At 63.5% G+C, this 18,305-nt stretch carries 18 protein-coding genes, 1 tRNA gene and 1 pseudogene; 17 read left to right on the top strand and 3 right to left on the bottom strand.

The genetic code is table 11. From position 1 onward, the window contains the following. Positions 1-307: 307 nt before the first annotated feature. The 9 genes from glyA to JQ641_RS31775 all read left to right on the top strand — a co-directional run bounded on the left by glyA (position 308) and on the right by JQ641_RS31775 (position 9,108). Positions 308-1,609, top strand: a complete 1,302-nt coding sequence (gene glyA, locus JQ641_RS31815; protein WP_212000015.1) for a serine hydroxymethyltransferase — start codon at positions 308-310, stop codon at positions 1,607-1,609. 25 nt (positions 1,610-1,634) lie between these two features. Further along, entirely contained in the window at positions 1,635-2,117 is a 483-nt protein-coding gene (gene nrdR / locus JQ641_RS31810) for a transcriptional regulator NrdR (protein WP_192733576.1), read from the top strand. Next, positions 2,114-3,259: a bifunctional diaminohydroxyphosphoribosylaminopyrimidine deaminase/5-amino-6-(5-phosphoribosylamino)uracil reductase RibD gene (gene ribD, locus JQ641_RS31805; protein WP_212000014.1), complete on the top strand. Its 1,146-nt coding sequence runs from the start codon at positions 2,114-2,116 to the stop codon at positions 3,257-3,259. The genes nrdR and ribD overlap by 4 nt, the downstream gene beginning before the upstream one ends. A gap of 114 nt (positions 3,260-3,373) precedes the next feature. Beyond that, complete coding sequence (locus JQ641_RS31800; RefSeq protein ID WP_212000105.1) at positions 3,374-3,982, top strand: riboflavin synthase; 609 nt, start codon at positions 3,374-3,376, stop codon at positions 3,980-3,982. A 170-nt stretch (positions 3,983-4,152) separates the two neighbouring features. Then, entirely contained in the window at positions 4,153-4,644 is a 492-nt protein-coding gene (ribH, locus tag JQ641_RS31795; RefSeq protein WP_212000013.1) for a 6,7-dimethyl-8-ribityllumazine synthase, read from the top strand. Positions 4,645-4,646: 2 nt separating this feature from the next. Next, the gene (gene nusB / locus JQ641_RS31790) at positions 4,647-5,144 is read left to right on the top strand and encodes a transcription antitermination factor NusB (RefSeq protein ID WP_192733572.1); all 498 of its coding nucleotides are present in this window, start codon (positions 4,647-4,649) and stop codon (positions 5,142-5,144) included. Beyond that, positions 5,137-6,129, top strand: a complete 993-nt coding sequence (gene thiL / locus JQ641_RS31785) for a thiamine-phosphate kinase (protein WP_212000012.1) — start codon at positions 5,137-5,139, stop codon at positions 6,127-6,129. The genes nusB and thiL overlap by 8 nt, the downstream gene beginning before the upstream one ends. A 203-nt stretch (positions 6,130-6,332) precedes the next feature. Beyond that, positions 6,333-6,542: a cold-shock protein gene (locus JQ641_RS31780; protein WP_192733570.1), complete on the top strand. Its 210-nt coding sequence runs from the start codon at positions 6,333-6,335 to the stop codon at positions 6,540-6,542. Between the two features lie 445 nt (positions 6,543-6,987). After that, on the top strand, positions 6,988-9,108 hold the full coding sequence (locus tag JQ641_RS31775; protein WP_212000001.1) for a sodium-translocating pyrophosphatase: 2,121 nt from the start codon (positions 6,988-6,990) through the stop codon (positions 9,106-9,108). A gap of 255 nt (positions 9,109-9,363) precedes the next feature. On the opposite strand, the gene JQ641_RS31770 is transcribed toward JQ641_RS31775, so the two are convergent. Both JQ641_RS31770 and JQ641_RS31765 read right to left on the bottom strand, forming a co-directional pair. Continuing rightward, a complete protein-coding gene (locus tag JQ641_RS31770; RefSeq protein WP_211999999.1) occupies positions 9,364-10,368 on the bottom strand; it encodes a Bug family tripartite tricarboxylate transporter substrate binding protein in 1,005 nt (334 codons plus the stop codon). A 235-nt stretch (positions 10,369-10,603) separates the two neighbouring features. Continuing rightward, positions 10,604-11,089 carry an outer membrane protein assembly factor BamE gene (locus JQ641_RS31765; protein ID WP_211999997.1) on the bottom strand — a complete coding sequence of 162 codons (486 nt, stop codon included), beginning with the start codon at positions 11,087-11,089 and terminating at the stop codon, positions 10,604-10,606. 152 nt (positions 11,090-11,241) lie between these two features. Here JQ641_RS31765 and JQ641_RS31760 point away from each other — a divergent pair, with 152 nt between their 5' ends. From JQ641_RS31760 to JQ641_RS31730, 7 genes are all read left to right on the top strand, one after another. Continuing rightward, positions 11,242-11,793 carry a ubiquinol-cytochrome C chaperone family protein gene (locus JQ641_RS31760; RefSeq protein ID WP_211999994.1) on the top strand — a complete coding sequence of 184 codons (552 nt, stop codon included), beginning with the start codon at positions 11,242-11,244 and terminating at the stop codon, positions 11,791-11,793. 10 nt (positions 11,794-11,803) lie between these two features. Continuing rightward, the gene (locus tag JQ641_RS31755; protein ID WP_211999992.1) at positions 11,804-12,391 is read left to right on the top strand and encodes a YceD family protein; all 588 of its coding nucleotides are present in this window, start codon (positions 11,804-11,806) and stop codon (positions 12,389-12,391) included. A 301-nt stretch (positions 12,392-12,692) separates the two neighbouring features. After that, positions 12,693-13,754, top strand: a complete 1,062-nt coding sequence (gene plsX, locus JQ641_RS31750) for a phosphate acyltransferase PlsX (RefSeq protein ID WP_211999991.1) — start codon at positions 12,693-12,695, stop codon at positions 13,752-13,754. Then, entirely contained in the window at positions 13,751-14,728 is a 978-nt protein-coding gene (locus JQ641_RS31745; protein WP_211999989.1) for a beta-ketoacyl-ACP synthase III, read from the top strand. Before plsX ends, JQ641_RS31745 begins: the two co-directional genes overlap by 4 nt. Positions 14,729-14,857: 129 nt before the next feature. Next, entirely contained in the window at positions 14,858-15,187 is a 330-nt protein-coding gene (locus JQ641_RS31740) for an integration host factor subunit alpha (RefSeq protein ID WP_192734233.1), read from the top strand. A gap of 112 nt (positions 15,188-15,299) precedes the next feature. Further along, positions 15,300-15,869 carry a MerR family transcriptional regulator gene (locus JQ641_RS31735; protein WP_211999988.1) on the top strand — a complete coding sequence of 190 codons (570 nt, stop codon included), beginning with the start codon at positions 15,300-15,302 and terminating at the stop codon, positions 15,867-15,869. Positions 15,870-16,054: 185 nt separating this feature from the next. Then, positions 16,055-16,132: transfer RNA gene (locus tag JQ641_RS31730), tRNA-Pro, on the top strand. 386 nt (positions 16,133-16,518) lie between these two features. Here JQ641_RS31730 and JQ641_RS31725 read toward each other — a convergent pair. Further along, positions 16,519-17,276: pseudogene (locus tag JQ641_RS31725) on the bottom strand (IS5 family transposase). Between the two features lie 29 nt (positions 17,277-17,305). Between JQ641_RS31725 and JQ641_RS31720 the strand changes: the two are divergent. Next, positions 17,306-18,115 (top strand): ABC transporter substrate-binding protein, encoded by an 810-nt coding sequence (locus tag JQ641_RS31720; RefSeq protein ID WP_211999985.1) that lies wholly within the window; start codon positions 17,306-17,308, stop codon positions 18,113-18,115. The last annotated feature ends 190 nt before the right edge of the window (positions 18,116-18,305 follow it).

Below are 18,305 nucleotides of genomic sequence, written 5' to 3'. Positions count from 1 at the left end.
CCGGGCGCGGTGCAGCATTCGCGAAGCGAATGATGCTCCGCAGAACCGGGACCCAGCTCTGTCCGCGGCTCCGATGGGTCCCGGCTCTGCGGCGCACCGCCAAGCGGCGCTGCACCGCGTCCGGGACACAAGACAGTCCCCTTGTCCCCCGCCATCCCCACCATATCTTGCATAAATATCAGACGGATACCGCAAGTGCTTGGCCGGCCCGGGCCGATGTGGTATCTCGCAAGCGCTTCTTTCGACCGCCACACGTAACCGACCGCTGTGCCGCTTAAGGCCTTGCGGCGGTGGAGATATTCGGCCCATGACGTCCAGCAGCAAGACCGCCTCCGCGCCCGACTCGTTCTTCACGGCAACCCTCGCCGAGGCCGATCCGGAAATCGCCGCCGCCATCAAGGGTGAACTCGGCCGGCAGCGCCACGAGATCGAGCTGATCGCCTCGGAAAACATCGTCAGCCGCGCCGTGCTGGAAGCGCAGGGCTCGGTGATGACCAACAAATACGCCGAGGGCTATCCGGGCGCGCGCTACTATGGCGGTTGCGAATGGGTCGACGTCGCCGAGACGCTGGCGATCGATCGCGCCAAGAAACTGTTCGGCGCCCAGTTTGCCAACGTGCAGCCGAACTCGGGCAGCCAGATGAACCAGGCGGTGTTCCTGGCGCTGTTGCAGCCCGGCGACACCTTCATGGGCCTCGATCTTGCCGCCGGCGGCCATCTGACCCACGGCGCGCCGGTCAACATGTCCGGCAAATGGTTCAAGGCGCAGCACTACACGGTGCGCCGCGACGACCAGATCATCGACATGGACGACGTTCAGCGCCGCGCCGAGGAAGTGAAGCCGAAGCTGATCATCGCCGGCGGCTCGGCCTATTCGCGCGCCTGGGACTTCAAGCGCTTCCGCGAGATCGCCGACAGCGTCGGCGCCTATCTGATGGTGGATATGGCGCATTTCGCCGGCCTGGTCGCCGGTGGCGTCCATGCTTCGCCGGTGCCGCATGCCCATGTCACGACCACGACCACGCACAAATCGCTGCGCGGCCCGCGCGGCGGGTTGATGCTGTGGAACGACGAGACGCTGACCAAGAAACTCAACTCGGCGATCTTCCCGGGCCTGCAGGGCGGTCCCTTGATGCACATTATCGCCGCCAAGGCGGTGGCATTTTCCGAGGCGCTGCGTCCGGACTTCAAGATCTACGCCAAGAACGTCGTCGAGAACGCCAAGGCGCTGGCGGAGGCGCTGCGCGCGCAGGGCCTCGACATCGTCTCCGGCGGTACCGACAACCATCTGATGCTGGTCGACCTTCGGCCCAAGGGGCTGAAGGGCAACGTCTCGGAAAAGGCGCTGGTTCGCGCCGCGATCACCTGCAACAAGAACGGCATTCCGTTCGATCCCGAAACGCCGTTCGTCACGTCGGGGCTTCGCTTGGGCACGCCGGCGGCGACCACGCGCGGTTTTGGCGTTGCTGAATTCCAGCAGGTCGCCTCCATGATCGCCGAAGTGCTGAGCGCGCTGGCGCAGTCGCCCGACGGCAAGGCGCCGCTGGTGGAAGCCGCGATCAAGGAACGCGTCAAGGCACTCACCGACCGCTTCCCGATCTATCAGTAAGGGTCACAGGTAAGGGATTCTTGGGATGCGCTGCCCCAGCTGCAACAGTCTCGATACGCAGGTGAAGGATTCGCGCCCCACCGAGGATTCCGCTGTGATCCGGCGGCGGCGGGTCTGCATCGCCTGCAATTTCCGCTTCACCACCTTCGAGCGGGTGCAGCTGCGCGAACTGACCGTGATCAAGCGCAACGGCCGCCGCGTGCCGTTCGACCGCGACAAGCTGGTGCGCTCGCTGCAGATCTCCTTGCGCAAGCGCCCGGTCGATCCGGAGCGCGTCGAGAAGATGGTCTCCGCCATCGTGCGCGAGCTCGAAAGCGGCGGCGAGGCGGAGGTTTCCTCGGAGGCGATCGGCGAGATCGTGATGGAGCATCTGCGCCAGCTCGACGATGTCGCCTATGTGCGTTTTGCCTCGGTCTATCGCAACTTTCGCGAGGCCAAGGACTTTGAAGCCGTGCTCGGCGAGCTGTCCGGCGAGGAAGACGCACGGGTCACCGCGTTGCGCAAATGATCTTCCGCATTCTGGAAGACCAGTACGCGCAGAAATCCAGAGAAGCCAAGGCCGCGGACGCGCGCTTCATGCAGCTCGCGCTGGCGCTCGGCCGGCGCGGGCAGGGACGTACCTGGCCTAATCCCGCCGTCGGTGCCGTCATCGTCAAGGACGGCGTCATCGTCGGGCGCGGCTGGACCCAGCCCGGCGGCCGGCCGCATGCCGAGCCGGATGCGCTTCTGCGCGCCGGTGACGCCGCGCGCGGCGCCACGCTCTATGTGACGCTGGAGCCGTGCTCGCATTTCGGCAAATCGCCGCCCTGCGTCGATGCGGTGATTGCATCGGGCATCGCCCGCGTGGTGTCCGCGATCGAGGATCCCAATCCGGAAGTGGCCGGGCAGGGCCACGCCAAACTGCGCGCCGCCGGGATTATCGTCGATGTCGGTCTCAATGCCGCGGAAGCAGCATACGATCATGCCGGGCATTTCCGCCGCATCCGCGACAAGCGCCCGCATGTGATCCTCAAGCTGGCGGTCTCCGCCGACGACAGGATCGGCGCCGCCGGCCGCAAGCCGGTCGCCATCACGGGCGAGGCCGCAAGGACGCGCGTGCATCTGCTGCGCGCGCAATGCGATGCCATCCTGGTCGGGATCGGCACCGTGCTGGCCGATGATCCGGCGCTGACCTGCCGCCTGCCGGGGATGGAGCATTTGTCGCCGGTACGGGTGGTGCTGGATCGGAGCTTGCGGATTCCCGGCAACAGTGTGCTAGTGCATTCGGCACGTCGGACGCCATTGTGGATAGTGACTTCGCAACTCGCCGAAGCCCCCGCTATCGCGAAGCTAGGCGCTGCCGGCGCTGAGGTGATACGCATCGCTGAGTACAGGGCGCGCCCGAGTCTTTCCGTCGTCCTGTTGGCGCTCGCGGAAAACGGCATTACGCGGCTCATGGTCGAAGGCGGGGCGCGGGTGGCGTCGTCCTTCATTGCCGCGGGCCTAGTCGATGAGGTCTGGCTGCTGCGGGGGCCTGATATGGTCGGCGCCGCCGGTGTTCCTGCGCTAGACGCAATGCCGCTCGCTGCCATCACGCAGTCGCCTGCGTTCAAGGTCCGTGCTAGCGAAAGCGTCGGTAAAGACATACTTACGATCTACGAGCGCACATAGCCAAATTCGTCATGCCCGGGCTTGTCCCGGGCATCCACGTCTTGGCTGCAAATGAAAGAGAAGACGTGGATGGCCGGGTCAAGCCCGGCCATGACGGAGCTAGAGGGACTTGTTGTGTTCACCGGAATAGTCACCGATATCGGCGAAATCGTCAGCCTGACGCCAACGGCGCAGGGGCAGTTGCATCGCTTGCGCATCGCCTGCCGCTACGATCGCGCCACCATCGCCGATGGCGCCTCGATCGCCTGCAACGGTGTCTGTCTGACCGTGGTCGCCTCCGGCGTCGAGGGTGGCAAGACCTGGTTTGACGTCGATGCCGCGGCCGAGACGCTCGGCATGACCACGGCCAAGCACTGGGGCAAGGGCACAAAACTCAACCTCGAGCGCGCGCTGAAGATCGGCGACGAACTCGGCGGCCACATCGTGGCCGGCCATGCCGACGGCATCGCGACCGTCGTCAAGCGCGACGATCTGCCCGATATGGCCAGGTTCGAACTGCGCACCACGCGGGAACTGGCGCGCTTCATCGCCGCCAAGGGCTCGATCACGCTGGATGGCGTGTCATTGACCGTGAATACGGTCGAAGACGTCGTATTTTCGGTGCTGATCATTCCCCATACGCTCAGCGTCACGACACTGGGCGGCTGGAACGCGGGCAGCGAGGTCAATATCGAGGTCGATCTGATGGCCCGCTATGCGGCGCGGCTGTCGGAAATGAAGTAGGCGTAACCCTTGGCTTTGGACGTCGCTGCGCCTAAAACGCCGGCCAAACCCTCATGGTGAGGAGGCGCTTGCGCCGTCTCGAACCATGAGGCCACAGACGGGCCTACATCCTTCGAGACGCGGCCAAGGGGCCGCTCCTCAGGATGAGGACAAACGAGACGGAAAGATTGATGGCAGACGCACGGCGCGCACCCCTGAAGGACCAGACCGACATCACAGGCGCGCGCGCGCTGATCGTTGAGGCACGCTTCTACGACGATATCCAGGATGCGCTGCTGGAAGGCGCCATCACCGAACTGAAGGCAGCCGGTGTCACGCATGACGTCATCACCGTGCCCGGCGCGCTGGAAATCCCCGCCGCGATCGCGATCGCGATCGACGCCGCCGAGAAAAACGGCAAGCCCTATGACGCCGCGATCGCGCTCGGCTGCGTGGTGCGGGGCGACACCATTCATTTCGAGATCGTCTCGATGGAATCCTCGCGCGCGCTGATGGACCTTGCGGTCGCCAGAAAGTTCCCGCTTGGCAACGGCATCATTACGGTCAACACCGAGGCGCAGGCCTGGGCGAGGGCGCGCGCCAGTGAACTCAACAAGGGCGGCGACGCCGCCCGCGCGGCGCTCGCGATGCTGCGGATCAAACGCCGGCTGGCAAAGGCCTGACGATGGCAGACAGCAAGAAGCCCGCTCCGAAAAGTCCGGACAAGAAAGCCAACCGGCGCGGTGCGGCGCGGCTCGCCGCGGTGCAGGCGCTGTACCAGATGGACATTGGCGGCGCGGGGATCAACGACATCTTCGCCGAGTTCGAGAGCCACTGGCTCGGCAACGAGGTCGAGGGCGACAAATATCTGCCGGCCGAAGCCGCGTTTTTCCGCGACGTCGTCTCGGGCGTGGTGCGGGATCAAGCCAAACTCGATCCGCTGATCGACGATGCGCTGTCGAAGGGCTGGCCCTTGAAGCGGATCGACGCAATTTTGCGCGCGGTGCTGCGGGCAGGGTCCTATGAACTGGAGCATCGCAAGGACGTGCCCGGCCGCGTCGTCGTGTCCGAATATGTCGACGTCGCGCACGCCTTTGTCGAAAAGGACGAGACCGGCATGGTGAACGCGGTACTCGACCAGATCGCGCGCCAGTTCCGCGCCGACGAGTTCGCGCGTGGCTAGCGCGCCCGCGTCCGGCGAGGACTCGCTGATCGCGCGCTATTTCAGGCCGATCGCGACCGACCCTGGCGCCTTCAATCTCGATGACGACGCGGCGGCCCTGAAGCCTGATGGCGACGACATCGTGGTGACGACGGACGCCATCGTTGAGGGCGTGCATTTCCTCCCCGACGATCCGCCTGATACCGTTGCGCGCAAGGCGCTGCGGGTGAACCTCTCGGATCTCGCCGCCAAGGGCGCGGTGCCGGCCGGTTTCGTGCTGACGCTGGCGCTCCGCGATACCGGCGAAGCCTGGCTCAAGCCGTTCGCGGCCGCGCTTGGCGAGGATGCCGCACAATTCGGCTGTCCGCTGCTCGGCGGCGATACTGTGTCGACACCCGGGCCGCTGATGGTCTCAATCACCGCGTTCGGGCGCGTGCCGTCAGGCAGAATGGTCCATCGCAGCGGCGCCAAGCCTGGCGACCGGGTGCTGGTGACCGGCACGATCGGCGATGCCGCGCTCGGGCTTGCCGTGCTCGGCGGCGGCAAGGTCCATGCTGCGGTGAGCGATATCGCCGCGCGCGATCTGCTGGTCGGGCGTTATCGGGTGCCGCAACCGCGCGTGGTGCTCGCGGAAATCGTTCGCGACCATGCCGGAGCGGCGATGGACGTGTCCGACGGGCTCGCTGGCGATCTCACCAAGCTGTGCGGCGTGTCCGGTGTTTCCGCTGCGATCGACCTGGAATCGATTCCGCTGTCGGATACCGCGCGCGATCTGCTGTCGCGCGGCATCGTCGGAATCGAAACGTTGATCGCCGGTGGCGACGATTACGAAATCCTGTGCACGGTGGCGGAAGACCGTGTCGATGCGTTCGTGCAGGCCGCACAGGGCGCCGGTGTGGCGGTAAGTTCCATCGGAACCGTGCTCGCTGGAAGCGGCGCGCCAAAATTCCTCGACGGGCAGGGCGGCGAAATCGTGCTGAAACGGCGCTCCTACAGCCATTTTTGAGCGTCGCAGCGCTGCCTGCGGGCCCTTATTTGCAACCGGCCATTGCAATTTCCCGAAAAATCTATAGTTGTGCGCGCATTCGATTGCCGCCGTGCCTTGCTGAACGCGCCTGTTAGGGCATTTTCCAGAGACATCGTCGATTGGATTTGAATCCGTGCGATCGCCGTACGGAATGAAAGCCTACGTGCTTTGGAGAATAGAAAATGGCTACGGGAACTGTGAAGTGGTTCAACGGTCAAAAGGGTTTTGGATTCATTCAGCCGACCGACGGCAGCAAGGATGTGTTCGTTCACATCAGCGCCGTTGAGCGCGCAGGCCTGACCGGTCTGGCCGAAGGCCAGAAGGTCGAGTTCGAACTCAAGACCGACAAGATGCGGGGCAAGGTAAGCGCAGAGAACCTGTCGCTGGCCTGAGGCCTCGAAACGGTCGTTTCACGGATGTACTGAAATGGATCGCGGGCCCGCTCGACCCCCACGGGGGTTGGGCGGGCCCATGTATTTTCGGGCGAATGTATTTTCAGGCCCAGACATTTCTTGGTCGCTATTTGGGGTTGCTGTACCCGCAGGATCGCTGTCGGCAGACGATTCGAAGGTTTGCCCCGCGGGCGCCTGACAGGCCTCGGATTTTCCGCCGGACGGTCCAGCCGCCAGCTAGGCCCCGCCACCAGCCCGTCGTTCCCGGGGATTCCTTTCAAAAATAGACGGTTTCTGGCCTCCGCGGCGTTGCGCCGGGGAAACGATTTTGGCAAGGTCCCGGCGATTTGAGGGGCCACCCTTTTGGGCGGGGAAAGGCCTCCTTTTTATGCGCTTGCCGCGCTCGCGGTGTGGCGGGGGAACATCAAGGTCTGAGGCAAATTCAATGACAGCATTATGGGTGATTGTGCTCTGCGGAGCGCTTTCGATTGTTTACGCGATCTGGGCGACGGCTTCGGTGTTGAAGGCGGACGCCGGCAATCCGCGCATGCAGGAGATCGCAGCCGCGGTGGCCGAGGGCGCACAGGCTTATCTGAAGCGGCAGTACATGACGATCGGCATGGTCGGCGTCGTGATCTTCGCCCTGCTGGTCTGGTTCCTCGGCATGAAGGTCGGCGTGGGCTTTCTGATCGGCGCGGTGCTGTCGGGCGCCGCCGGCTTCATCGGCATGAACGTGTCGGTTCGCGCCAACGTGCGCACCGCGCAGGCGGCGACCACGTCGCTGGCCGGCGGACTTGAACTCGCCTTCAAGGCCGGTGCGATCACCGGCATGCTGGTGGCGGGTCTGGCGCTGCTCGGCGTCACCATCTACTTCGCCTACCTGACCCAGATGCTGGGTCTGAAGGCCAACGACCGCGTCGTGGTCGACGCGCTGGTCGCACTCGGCTTCGGCGCTTCGCTGATCTCGATCTTCGCCCGTCTCGGCGGCGGCATCTTCACCAAGGGTGCGGACGTCGGCGGCGATCTCGTCGGCAAGGTTGAGGCCGGCATTCCCGAGGATGATCCGCGCAACCCGGCCACCATCGCCGACAACGTCGGCGACAACGTCGGTGACTGCGCCGGCATGGCCGCCGACCTGTTCGAGACCTATGCGGTGACCGCGGTCGCCACCATGGTGCTGGCTGCGATCTTCTTCGCGACCTCGCCGCTGCTGGTCAACATGATGACGCTGCCGCTCGCCATCGGCGGCATCTGCATCCTCACCTCGATCGCCGGTACTTTCTTCGTCAAGCTCGGCGCCAGCCAGTCGATCATGGGGGCGCTCTACAAGGGCCTGATCGCGACCGGTGTCCTGTCGCTCGTCGGTGTTGCCGGCGTCATCTACTGGCTGATCGGCTTCGGTCCGCTGGCGGGTGTGAAATACACCGGCATGGCGCTGTTCCAGTGCGGCGTCGTCGGTCTGGTCGTTACCGGGCTGATCATCGTGATCACCGAATACTACACCGGCACCGATTATCGCCCGGTCAAGTCTATCGCGTCGTCGTCGGTCACCGGTCACGGCACCAACGTGATCCAGGGCCTCGCGATCTCGATGGAATCCACCGCCGGTCCGGCGATCGTCATCATCGCCGGCATCCTCGTCACCTACAGCCTTGCCGGCCTGTTCGGCATCGCGATCGCGACCACCACCATGCTGGCGCTGGCCGGCATGATCGTCGCGCTCGACGCCTTCGGTCCCGTCACCGACAACGCCGGCGGTATCGCCGAAATGGCCGGCCTGCCGAAGGAAGTCCGCAAGTCGACCGACGCGCTCGACGCGGTCGGCAACACCACCAAGGCGGTCACCAAGGGCTACGCGATCGGCTCGGCCGGTCTCGGCGCGCTGGTGCTGTTCGCGGCCTACAATGAAGACCTCAAATTCTTCATCGCCAATGCCGCGAAGTATCCGTACTTCCAGGGCGTGCTGCCCGACTTCTCGCTGAACAACCCCTACGTCGTGGTCGGCCTCTTGTTCGGCGGCCTGCTGCCGTATCTGTTCGGCGCGATGGGCATGACGGCCGTCGGCCGTGCGGCCGGCGCGATCGTCGAGGAAGTGCGGCGTCAGTTCCGCGAAAAGCCCGGCATCATGCAGGGCACCGACAAGCCGGATTACGGCCGCGCGGTCGACCTTCTGACCAAGGCGGCGATCAAGGAAATGATCATCCCGTCGCTGCTGCCGGTGCTGTCGCCGATCTTCGTCTACTTCGTGATCTTCGCAATCGCGGGCGGCGGCGCGGCCGGCAAGTCGGCGGCGTTCTCGGCCGTCGGCGCCATGCTGCTCGGCGTGATCGTGACCGGTCTGTTCGTCGCGATCTCGATGACCTCGGGCGGCGGCGCCTGGGACAACGCCAAGAAGTACATCGAGGACGGCCATTACGGTGGCAAGGGCTCCGACGCGCACAAGGCGGCGGTGACCGGTGACACCGTCGGCGATCCCTACAAGGATACGGCCGGCCCCGCCGTCAATCCGATGATCAAGATCACCAACATCGTGGCGCTGCTGCTGCTGGCGATCCTGGCGCACTGAGCGGCGCTGACCTGATCAAAATAAAAACCCCGCGGTGCGAGCCGCGGGGTTTTTCTTTGTCGTCCGATCTATCAGCCTGCGTTCCCCGGATGCTGCGCAGTGCGCCACCCTTGTGGCGTAGTGCGCTGCTGATCCGGGGTCTATCGTGAGAGTGGGTCCCCCGATGCGCAATTGCGCATCTGAGCTCTGCGGTGCACCGTCGGAGTCGCGCAATGCGCGATCCTGAGGGCGCTGCACCGCGTCCGGGACACGGGATCAGCCGGCGTCCATCTGCAGGCCTTCCTGCTTGATGATGGCGCCGAACTTGTCCGTCTCCGCCTGGATGAAGTCGGAAAACTGCTGCGGCGAGCCGTAATCGGTGCGCGCGCCGATCTTGGCCATGTTTTCCTTGATGTCGTCGCGCTCCAGGAACACCTTGATTTCCTTGTTGAGGGCATCGACGACGGGAGGCGGGCAGGCCTTGGGCAGGAAGATTCCGAACCAGGACGAAACGTCGAACTTGGCAAGCTCCGGTGCGCTTTCGCGCATGGTCGGAATGTTGGGTGCCAGCGCGCTGCGCTCCGTCGTGGTCACCGCCAGCGCGTTGAGCTTGCCATCCTGCACCTGCGGCAGCGTCGGATAGAGATTGTCGAACAGGACCTGGATGTCTCCGGCAAGCGCGGCCTGCAGCGCCGGCCCGGCGCCGCGGAACGGCACGTGCACCATCTTCAATTTCGTCAATTGCAGGAACCAGGCGCCGGTGAGGTGAGGGCTCTGCCCAATGCCGGATGAGCCGTAGGTCAGCTTGTCCGGATTGGCCTTGATGTAGGCAATCAGGTCGCCGATCGACTTGATCGGTACCGACGGGTGCGCCGAGATGATGTTGGGGATCCGGATCAGGTTGGAGACCGGCTGCAGCTGGTCGGCCTTGTAGGTCATGTTGCGGAAGATGGTGTAGGCGATGGCGTTGGGGCCGGGATTGCCGACCAGGATGGTGTGCCCGTCGCCCTTGCTCCGTACGGCTTCAGCGGTGCCGATGGTGCCGCCGCCGCCGGAGCGGTTCTCGACCACCGCGGACTGGCCCCACGCCTTCTGCAAATGCGCCGCCAGCAAGCGCCCCATCACGTCCGTAGTGCCTCCCGGCGCGGCCGGCACGATCAGGCGGACGGTTTCGGTGGGCCGCCAGTCGGCGCCCAGGCTGCTGCGCGGCAGAATGGCCGCAGTGGAGAGCGCGGCGGCTCCGGTCAGAATATGGCGGCGGGAAAAAAATCGGCTGGTCACGAGGTCACTCCCTGCGGGTTTTTTATTTTGCAGGCGACCGTAGGCAGCGCGCACGCGCAGGGCAAGCGGGCGACTTGGCGCAGGGCTGTAAGGTGTTCGATCTATCCCCGGATGCTGCGCAGCGCGCCACCCTTGTGGCGTGGTGCGCTGCTGATCCGGGGTCTACACCTCGGCCGCATGGGTCCCGGCTCTGCGAAGCGGTACTGCGCACCGCATCGCGTCCGGGACACGAGGCTTAGTTAAAGCTGAGCAGCTTGAACAGCGGCGTCAGGTAGCTGAGCTCCTGGCCTGAGGTCGGCGTGGTGCGGCTGATGAAGTCGAAGATCTTGCCGTCCTGCAGCCCGTAATTGGCGAGCCGCTGCACCTGGCGATTCTTGTCGAAATAGATCGCGATCACCCGCTGGTCGACGACCTGCTGGTTCATGAAGGCGACTTTGCGCTCGGAGCGCTGCGAAATGTAGTAGAACACCTCGCCGTTCAGGGTCGCGACCGTGGAGGGCGTGCCCATCACGATCAGCACCTGGTCCTGGCTGGCGCCGATCGGGATCTGTTCGAGCGCGCCGGGGGGCAGGATATAGCCCTTCTGGAATTGCTCGCCGGTGCAGCCGCCGAGCGCGGCGCAGAGCAGCGCCATGGCCGCAAAGCCGCGAAAACCGCGCCAGCGCGTGGTCAGGCGGCGCGGCGAGGGCGCGCATGAGCTTGAGTGGCCCGTCTCGGTCATTCCGGAATCGATCCCGTCCCCTTGCATCGCGCGAGGCGTTGACGTACCGGGCAGCACGCAGGATTGCAACATGCGCGGGCGCCCGAAGCTGAAACCCTGAAGGCTGGAACCTTCATGGCGGAAACCTTTGGGGCTCGCATGCGGAACCCACAATGCTTTGGCCGTTCAATCACTTCAGGAAACCCCGGTCCGCCCCGCGCGGCACCATTGAAGCCATCTATGGCATGATCGTGACGCAGGCGCGAGAACCGTTGTTTTATCGGGACTTGGCGGTCCCGGACACGGTTAACGGCCGTTTTGACCTGCTTCTGATGCATTTGTGGCTGGTATTGCGGCGGCTCAAATCGGTCCCGGAGGGCAAGGTCCTGTCGCAGGCGCTGTTCGACCATTTTTGCAACGATATGGACGATAATCTGCGCGAACTGGGCGTCAGCGACCTCAAAGTGCCGAAAAAGATGCAGGCCTTCGGCGAGGCCTTCTATGGCCGCACCGCGGCCTATGATCTGGCGCTGACCGAGGGCCGCGAGGCCCTGGCGCAGGCGCTGTGCAAGAACGTCCTCAACGGTGAGAACATCGAAAAGGCACGCCAGCTCGCAGCCTATGCCGAGGCCGTCATGGCGGCGCTGGACCGGCAGGACGAGGCGGCGCTGGCCGGCGGCACTTTCAAGTTTCCATCGCCGGAGCAAGCCGGCGCACAAGCATGAGCAAACGGCGATGACCAAGAGTGCCATGATCGAGAAGCCGGACCCGTGGCGCGTTCCCGTCGCGGTGGAGAAAATCCCGGACACGGGTCTGCATCGCGACCTCGAGGCCGATCAGGCCACGCGTGCTGCGGTGGCGGAGATGGGAAGCCTGCGTGAAGTGCTTGTGCTGCAGGCCTCGTTCGATGTGACGCCCAAGAGCGGCGGCCGCTTTCAGGTCGAGGGGCGCGTGCGGGCCCGGATCGGGCAGACCTGCGTGGTGACGCTGGAAGAGATGGAGAGCGATATCGACGAGCCGATCGATCTGATCTTCGCGCCGCCGGACCAGATTCCGGAAATGGCCGCGCTGGTCGACGAGGCAGAAGAGAGCGACGAGGACACACCTGATCCTCCGGAGCCGATCGACAACGGCATTATCGATCTCGGCCGGCTTGCGACCGACGCGCTGTATCTCGCGGTCGATCCTTATCCGCGCAAACCGGACGCGGTTTTTGAACCGTTGGTCGAAGCCCCTGATCCCGAGGATCACCCGTTTGCGGCGCTCAAGGCGCTGAAGGTTACGCCGAAAAAGTCGGGCGCGAAGAAGCCCAAAGACAAGTAACCGACACTTAAAGTGGCCGGTGAAGCAGGATTTCACTTGATGTGGCTCTAATGCCTCATCAGGAATCTTGCATAAGATATTGAATTTGCTAATATTGCACTGTATTCCCGCTTGCGGGCGGTGCTGGGTCCCATTCCCCAAAGCCGTGGTCAAGAGGTTGTGTCAGAACGGGGACACGCTATTGTCGCGGCCCGGCGGGGGCGATAGCGATGCGCTCGGCCGAGCACCGCTATCGGCGGATGCTTCCAGCGCGCGGCCGGGCTCTAACAGGGCTGCAAGAGATCAGGTTTCCGGGACGTTCATGCCTCAAAAGGTTCGAATCGCGCTTGACGCCATGGGTGGCGATGTCGGCGCATCGGTCGTCATTCCCGGCGCTGCAAGGGCGTTGGCCCGGCATCCCGACATCGAGTTTCTGCTGTACGGCGACAGCGCGCTGATCGAGGCGGAGCTCGCCAAGTATCCGGCTTTGAAGAAGGCCTCGCGTGTGACCCATACCGACGTCACCGTCGCCATGCACGACAAGCCGAGCCAGGCCCTGCGCCGCGGCCGCAAGAAGTCGTCGATGTGGTTTGCGATCGACGCGGTGAAAGAGGGCAAGGCCGACGTCGCGGTATCTGCCGGCAATACCGGCGCGCTGATGGCGATGGCGCGTTTTCATTTGCACACCATGCCGGGGATCGACCGCCCGGCCATCGCCGGCGTGTGGCCGACCAGCCGCGGTGAGTCCGTCGTGCTCGACCTCGGCGCCAGCATCGGCGGCGACCATCATCACCTCGTGGCGCTGGCGGTGATGGGCGGCGCGATGGCGAGCGTGCTGTTCGGCAAGCCGCGCCCGACCGTAGGCCTGCTCAATATCGGCACCGAGGAAGTGAAGGGCGGCGAGGAGATTCGCGCCGCCTCCGAGCAGTTGCGCGCGATGAACCTGCCTGAACTCGATTATATCGGCTTCGTCGAGGGCGACGGCATCGGCAGCGGTGCGGCGGACGTGATCGTGACCGAAGGCTTTTCCGGCAACATCGCGCTGAAGGCCGCCGAGGGAACCGCGCGCCAGATGTCGGAGTTCCTGCGAAGCGCCATGGCGTCGAGCTGGCGCTCCCGGATCGGCTATTTGTTCGCCCGCAACGCCTTCAAGGCGCTGCGGCACAAGCTCGACCCCAACAAATCCAACGGCGGCGTGCTGCTCGGCCTCAAGGGCGTGGTGGTCAAAAGCCATGGTGGAACCAACGCCGAAGGCTTTGCTTACGCGGTCGATGTTGGCTATGAGATGGTCCGCTGCGATCTCCTCACCAAGATCAATCAGATGCTTAATCGCGACGGCAGTGCGCTGGCTCAAGCGCAAACCGCGCAGGAGGCTGTCTCGTGACTGCTAAACGTTCGGTCGTGCTAGGCTGCGGCTCCTATCTGCCGCGGAAGGTCCTGACCAATGCCGAACTGGCTGCTCGGATCGATACCTCGGACGAGTGGATCGTGCAGCGCACCGGTATCCGGCAGCGCCACATCGCCGCGGATGGCGAGTTCACTTCGCATTTGGCGATCAACGCCGCGCGCGCCGCGCTCGACCATGCCGGCATCGACGCGCAGCAAATCGATCTGATCGTGCTGGCGACCTCGACGCCGGACAACACCTTTCCGGCGACCGCGGTCGCGGTCCAGCACGCGCTGGGCATCAATCATGGCGTCGCCTTCGACCTGCAGGCGGTCTGCTCCGGCTTCGTCTTTGCGCTGGCGACCGCCGACAATTTCCTGCGCTCCGGCTCGCACAAGCGGGCGCTGGTGATCGGCGCGGAGACGTTCTCGCGCATTCTCGACTGGAGCGACCGCGGTACCTGCGTGCTGTTCGGCGACGGCGCCGGCGCCGTCGTGCTCGAGGCCCAGGACCAGCCCGGCAAGCCGACTGACCGTGGTATATTGACGACGCATCTGCGTTCCGACGGACGGCACAAGTCAAAGCTGTTTGTCGATGGCGGGCCGTCTTCGACCCAGACCGTCGGCCACCTCCGCATGGAGGGCCGCGAAGTCTTCAAGCACGCGGTCGGCATGATCACCGATGTGATCGTCGATGCGTTCAACGCCACCGGGGCTTCCGCCGAGCAGATCGACTGGTTCGTCCCGCATCAGGCCAACAAGCGAATCATCGATGCTTCAGCGCACAAGCTGCATATTGCGCCGCAGAAGGTGGTTCTGACCGTCGACCTGCACGGCAATACGTCGGCGGCATCGATCCCGCTGGCGCTCAACGTCGCGGTCAAGGATGGACGCGTCAAGAAGGGCGATCTGGTGCTGCTGGAAGCGATGGGTGGCGGCTTCACCTGGGGTTCCGCGCTCGTTCGCTGGTAGGCCCGCAAAATAACTCGGTCAAATTTGTCGCGTTGTTCCATGCGTGTGCATGATGGTCGCTGTTGACCATTGCGTGCTAACCTCATAATTTCAGAGAATAAATTGTTCGCCGAGAGTGCGGGGCAGGCGATGACCGGGACCGGAAAAACAGTCACACGTGTCGATTTGTGCGAGGCGGTCTACCAGAAGGTGGGCTTGTCGCGAACGGAGTCGTCTGCGTTTGTCGAACTCGTTTTGAAAGAGATCACCGATTGTCTTGAGAAGGGCGAGACGGTGAAGCTGTCGTCGTTCGGCTCGTTCATGGTGCGCAAGAAGGGTCAACGGATCGGACGTAACCCGAAGACCGGCACCGAAGTACCAATCTCTCCGCGACGCGTGATGGTGTTCAAGCCGTCGGCTATTTTGAAGCAGCGCATCAATGGTCACGCGGTGACGAACGGCGACGCCAAGGACGATTGAGGCGTTTTCAGCGCGAGGCGAAGTTCAGTTCGCGTCAAGAATGCGCGTGAAGATAGTCATGTTAAGCGTTTAGAGTTTCTCTTCATTCTCTTGAGCTGAGAGGAGCTGGCATTTGGACAAAGCGCCGGATGCGTTCCGTACCATCAGCGAGGTCGCGGACGATCTCGACATTCCCCAGCACGTGCTGCGATTTTGGGAAACGCGATTCACCCAGATCAAGCCGATGAAGCGAAGCGGCGGGCGGCGCTATTACCGCCCCGACGACGTTGATCTGCTCAAGGGCATCCGCCGCCTGCTGTACGGCGAGGGCTACACCATCCGCGGCGTGCAGCGAATCCTCAAGGAACACGGCGTCAAATCGGTGCAGGGTCTGAGCGACCAGAACTCCGCCGTCTCGTTCGGCGCGGTCGAGGAGGCGATTGGCCTCAGCCTGCAGGAGCCGGAAGAGGGCGCAGGTACGCTCGCCGGATCCGATGACGATGATTACGAGGGAGAAGCCACGGAAATCGACTACCGCTTCGTCGATACCGATGAGGATGGTTTCCTCGCCCCGTTTGGCAAGGGCAAGGCGGCTGCCGTGCCCGGCCCGGTAGGCGGCCCCGACCGCGAACGCCTCGAACGCGTGCTGCAGGACCTGGTGGCCTGCCGGCAATTGCTGGACACCGCGCTGAAGGACGGCTGAGGGCAGGGCCGGAACCGGCGCCAGAGCGTTTTCGAGCGAAAGCCTGCCCCGCACTTGATGCGGGGCGTGAAGAAAACGCGTCAAAACAGAAGACCGGTGGGTCGTTTCGGGGCCGACTCCAGTTCGTTTGCGGATCGGATCGCGCGCCTTGCGCAGGGCGCCGATCGCAGCTAATGGAACGGCATCGGAGCGTGGCGCAGCCCGGTTAGCGCACTAGTCTGGGAGACTAGGGGTCGGAGGTTCAAATCCTCTCGCTCCGACCAATAAAAGCCCCCAACGTGGAGCTTTTTCATACCTGAAACCACCGGAGAGCTCCCAACTCCTCCGTGGGCGGTATGATTTTGTAGCACCAAGAATTTATTTCGCTTTGGCGTATCTGGGCTAGTCTGATCCATCAACGTGGAGCGCAGGCTCATGCGTCGATCGATCGCCCGCCGCCGAATGCTGACGGCTTGTCTTGGTCTCTTAGTGGCCGGAGCGGCGAAGGCGGATCGTTCGCGGCAGTGGCGCGTGGCCTACGTCGGCTCTGGCAGAACCACAGTAGCCGTACCGATCTTAAGGGAAGCGCTTCGGCAGCTGGGCTATGAAGAGGGTAAGAACCTTATCCTCGATATCCGCGCCGCGAATGGGCACTAGGGCCGATCGACATTCATTGCCCCCAAATGATTGCTGCGGCGAGGTGGACGAAGCCGGCAAAGTGGGAAGATCGTCTGTCGTAGCGTGTGGCCAAGCGCCGGAAGTGCTTGAGGCGACAGAAGCAGCGCTCGATGCGATTGCGCAGTTTGTAGGCCGTGGTGTCGTGCGGGATGATGATCCTGCGGGTTCGGTTGGACGGGATGACCGCTGTTGCGCCCATATCAGCGATGATCGCGCGCATGGCGTTGCTGTCATAGGCTTTGTCAGCGAGCACGGCATCGCCGTTCTGACCGTGAAGTAAGGCAGGCGCCTGGGTGACGTCGCCAGTCTGGCCGGCCGTAATGACGAAGCGGAGCGGGCGACCGAGCGCATCGGCCAGCATGTGGATCTTCGTCGTCAGTCCGCCTCGGGAGCGCCCCAACGCCTGATCTTTGGCCCCCCTTTTCCGCTCGCTGCCTGCTGGTGGGCACGAACGATGGTGCTATCGATCATCAGATACTGATTGTCACGGTCCGCCGTCAGGGCAGTGAACACACGTTCCCAGACGCCCGCATGGCACTAGCGGCTGAACCGCCGGTGCACCGATTTCCACTTGCCGTACCGCTCCGGCAGGTCGCACCAATGCGCCCCTGAGCGCAGAACCCACAAACATCCGTTCACGAACAGACGGTTATCCGCGGCCGTCCGGCCAGGATCGCCACCCTTGCCCGGCAGCAGTGGTGAAATCTTTACCCACTGCGCCTCGTTCAACTCGTATCTTCTCGTCGCCATCATGCGCTCCGTGCAAATCACGGAACCCTATGAATCAGCGATTACACCTCTTGGGAATCCTGAATGTCGATCGGCCCTACGCCATCCTACCCGATCTCCTGAAAGAGGTGGTTGGCCTGAGGCCAGATGTCATCGTTGCAGAGGCCACACCAGCCGTCGCGGCCGCACAGAAGGCGACGTCGACTATTCCGATTGTGATGTCCCCGGCGAGCGATCCTGTTGGCTCCGGATTCGTCGAGAGCTTTGCTCGGCCGGGCGGAAACATCACTGGCGTGGCAAACATGTTCGGCGATGCCACGACGAAGACGCTGGACATAATTCGCTTGGTTCTTCCGAACGTAAAAATGATCGGAGTCTTGATCTCGAATAATCCAACCCATCCGCGCCTGTTGGAGGTCGCCAAACAGGCCGCCGCCTCAATGGCCATTTTCGCAGAGGGCTTTGTCGCGCCAAATCCCGACGACCTTGAAAGGGCATTTGCGGAAATGAAGTCCGCTAACTGCGACGCTGTGTATGTTCTGGCGGACCCGGTGCGTCCGGCCATTCCTGGTATCGCCCTGAAATCCGGATTGCCGACCATTTATCAGGTGAACACCTACGTGACGGAGGGCGGCCTGATGAGTTACGGCCCTGATGTCCCGGTTTTTTTTCAGTTTAGCCGCCCGATACGTCGACCGTATTCTCAAAGGCGGGAAGCCAGCCGAGATACCGGTCGAGCAGCCCACAAAATTTCTGTTCGTCGTGAACCTCCGCACAGCCAAAGGGCTTGGATTGACCATTCCGGAGTCGGTGCTGCTCATGGCGGACAAGGTGATCGAGTAGCGGATTATTCAATATGAGGCTGCTCGGGCCGAGGCGTAATACGGAAGTAACATCTGTGCATGCACGGACTTGGCAATGTCTGGACTGCATCGCCTAAACTGCCCATGTCCGGTCCGGGTCATTCGCGTCGACTTGACGCGCCGATGACTTCCGATTTCGGTGTTGGACTTATTCTCGCTGCCGGTCCGCTGATGAGCGCCGCCGTCC

It is taken from the genome of Bradyrhizobium sp. JYMT SZCCT0180 (assembly GCF_018130165.1).
In the GTDB taxonomy this organism is placed as follows: Bacteria; Pseudomonadota; Alphaproteobacteria; order Rhizobiales; family Xanthobacteraceae; genus Bradyrhizobium.
The sequence above is the reverse complement of the archived record's forward strand: the minus strand, read 5'-3'. Positions and strand labels throughout refer to the sequence as shown.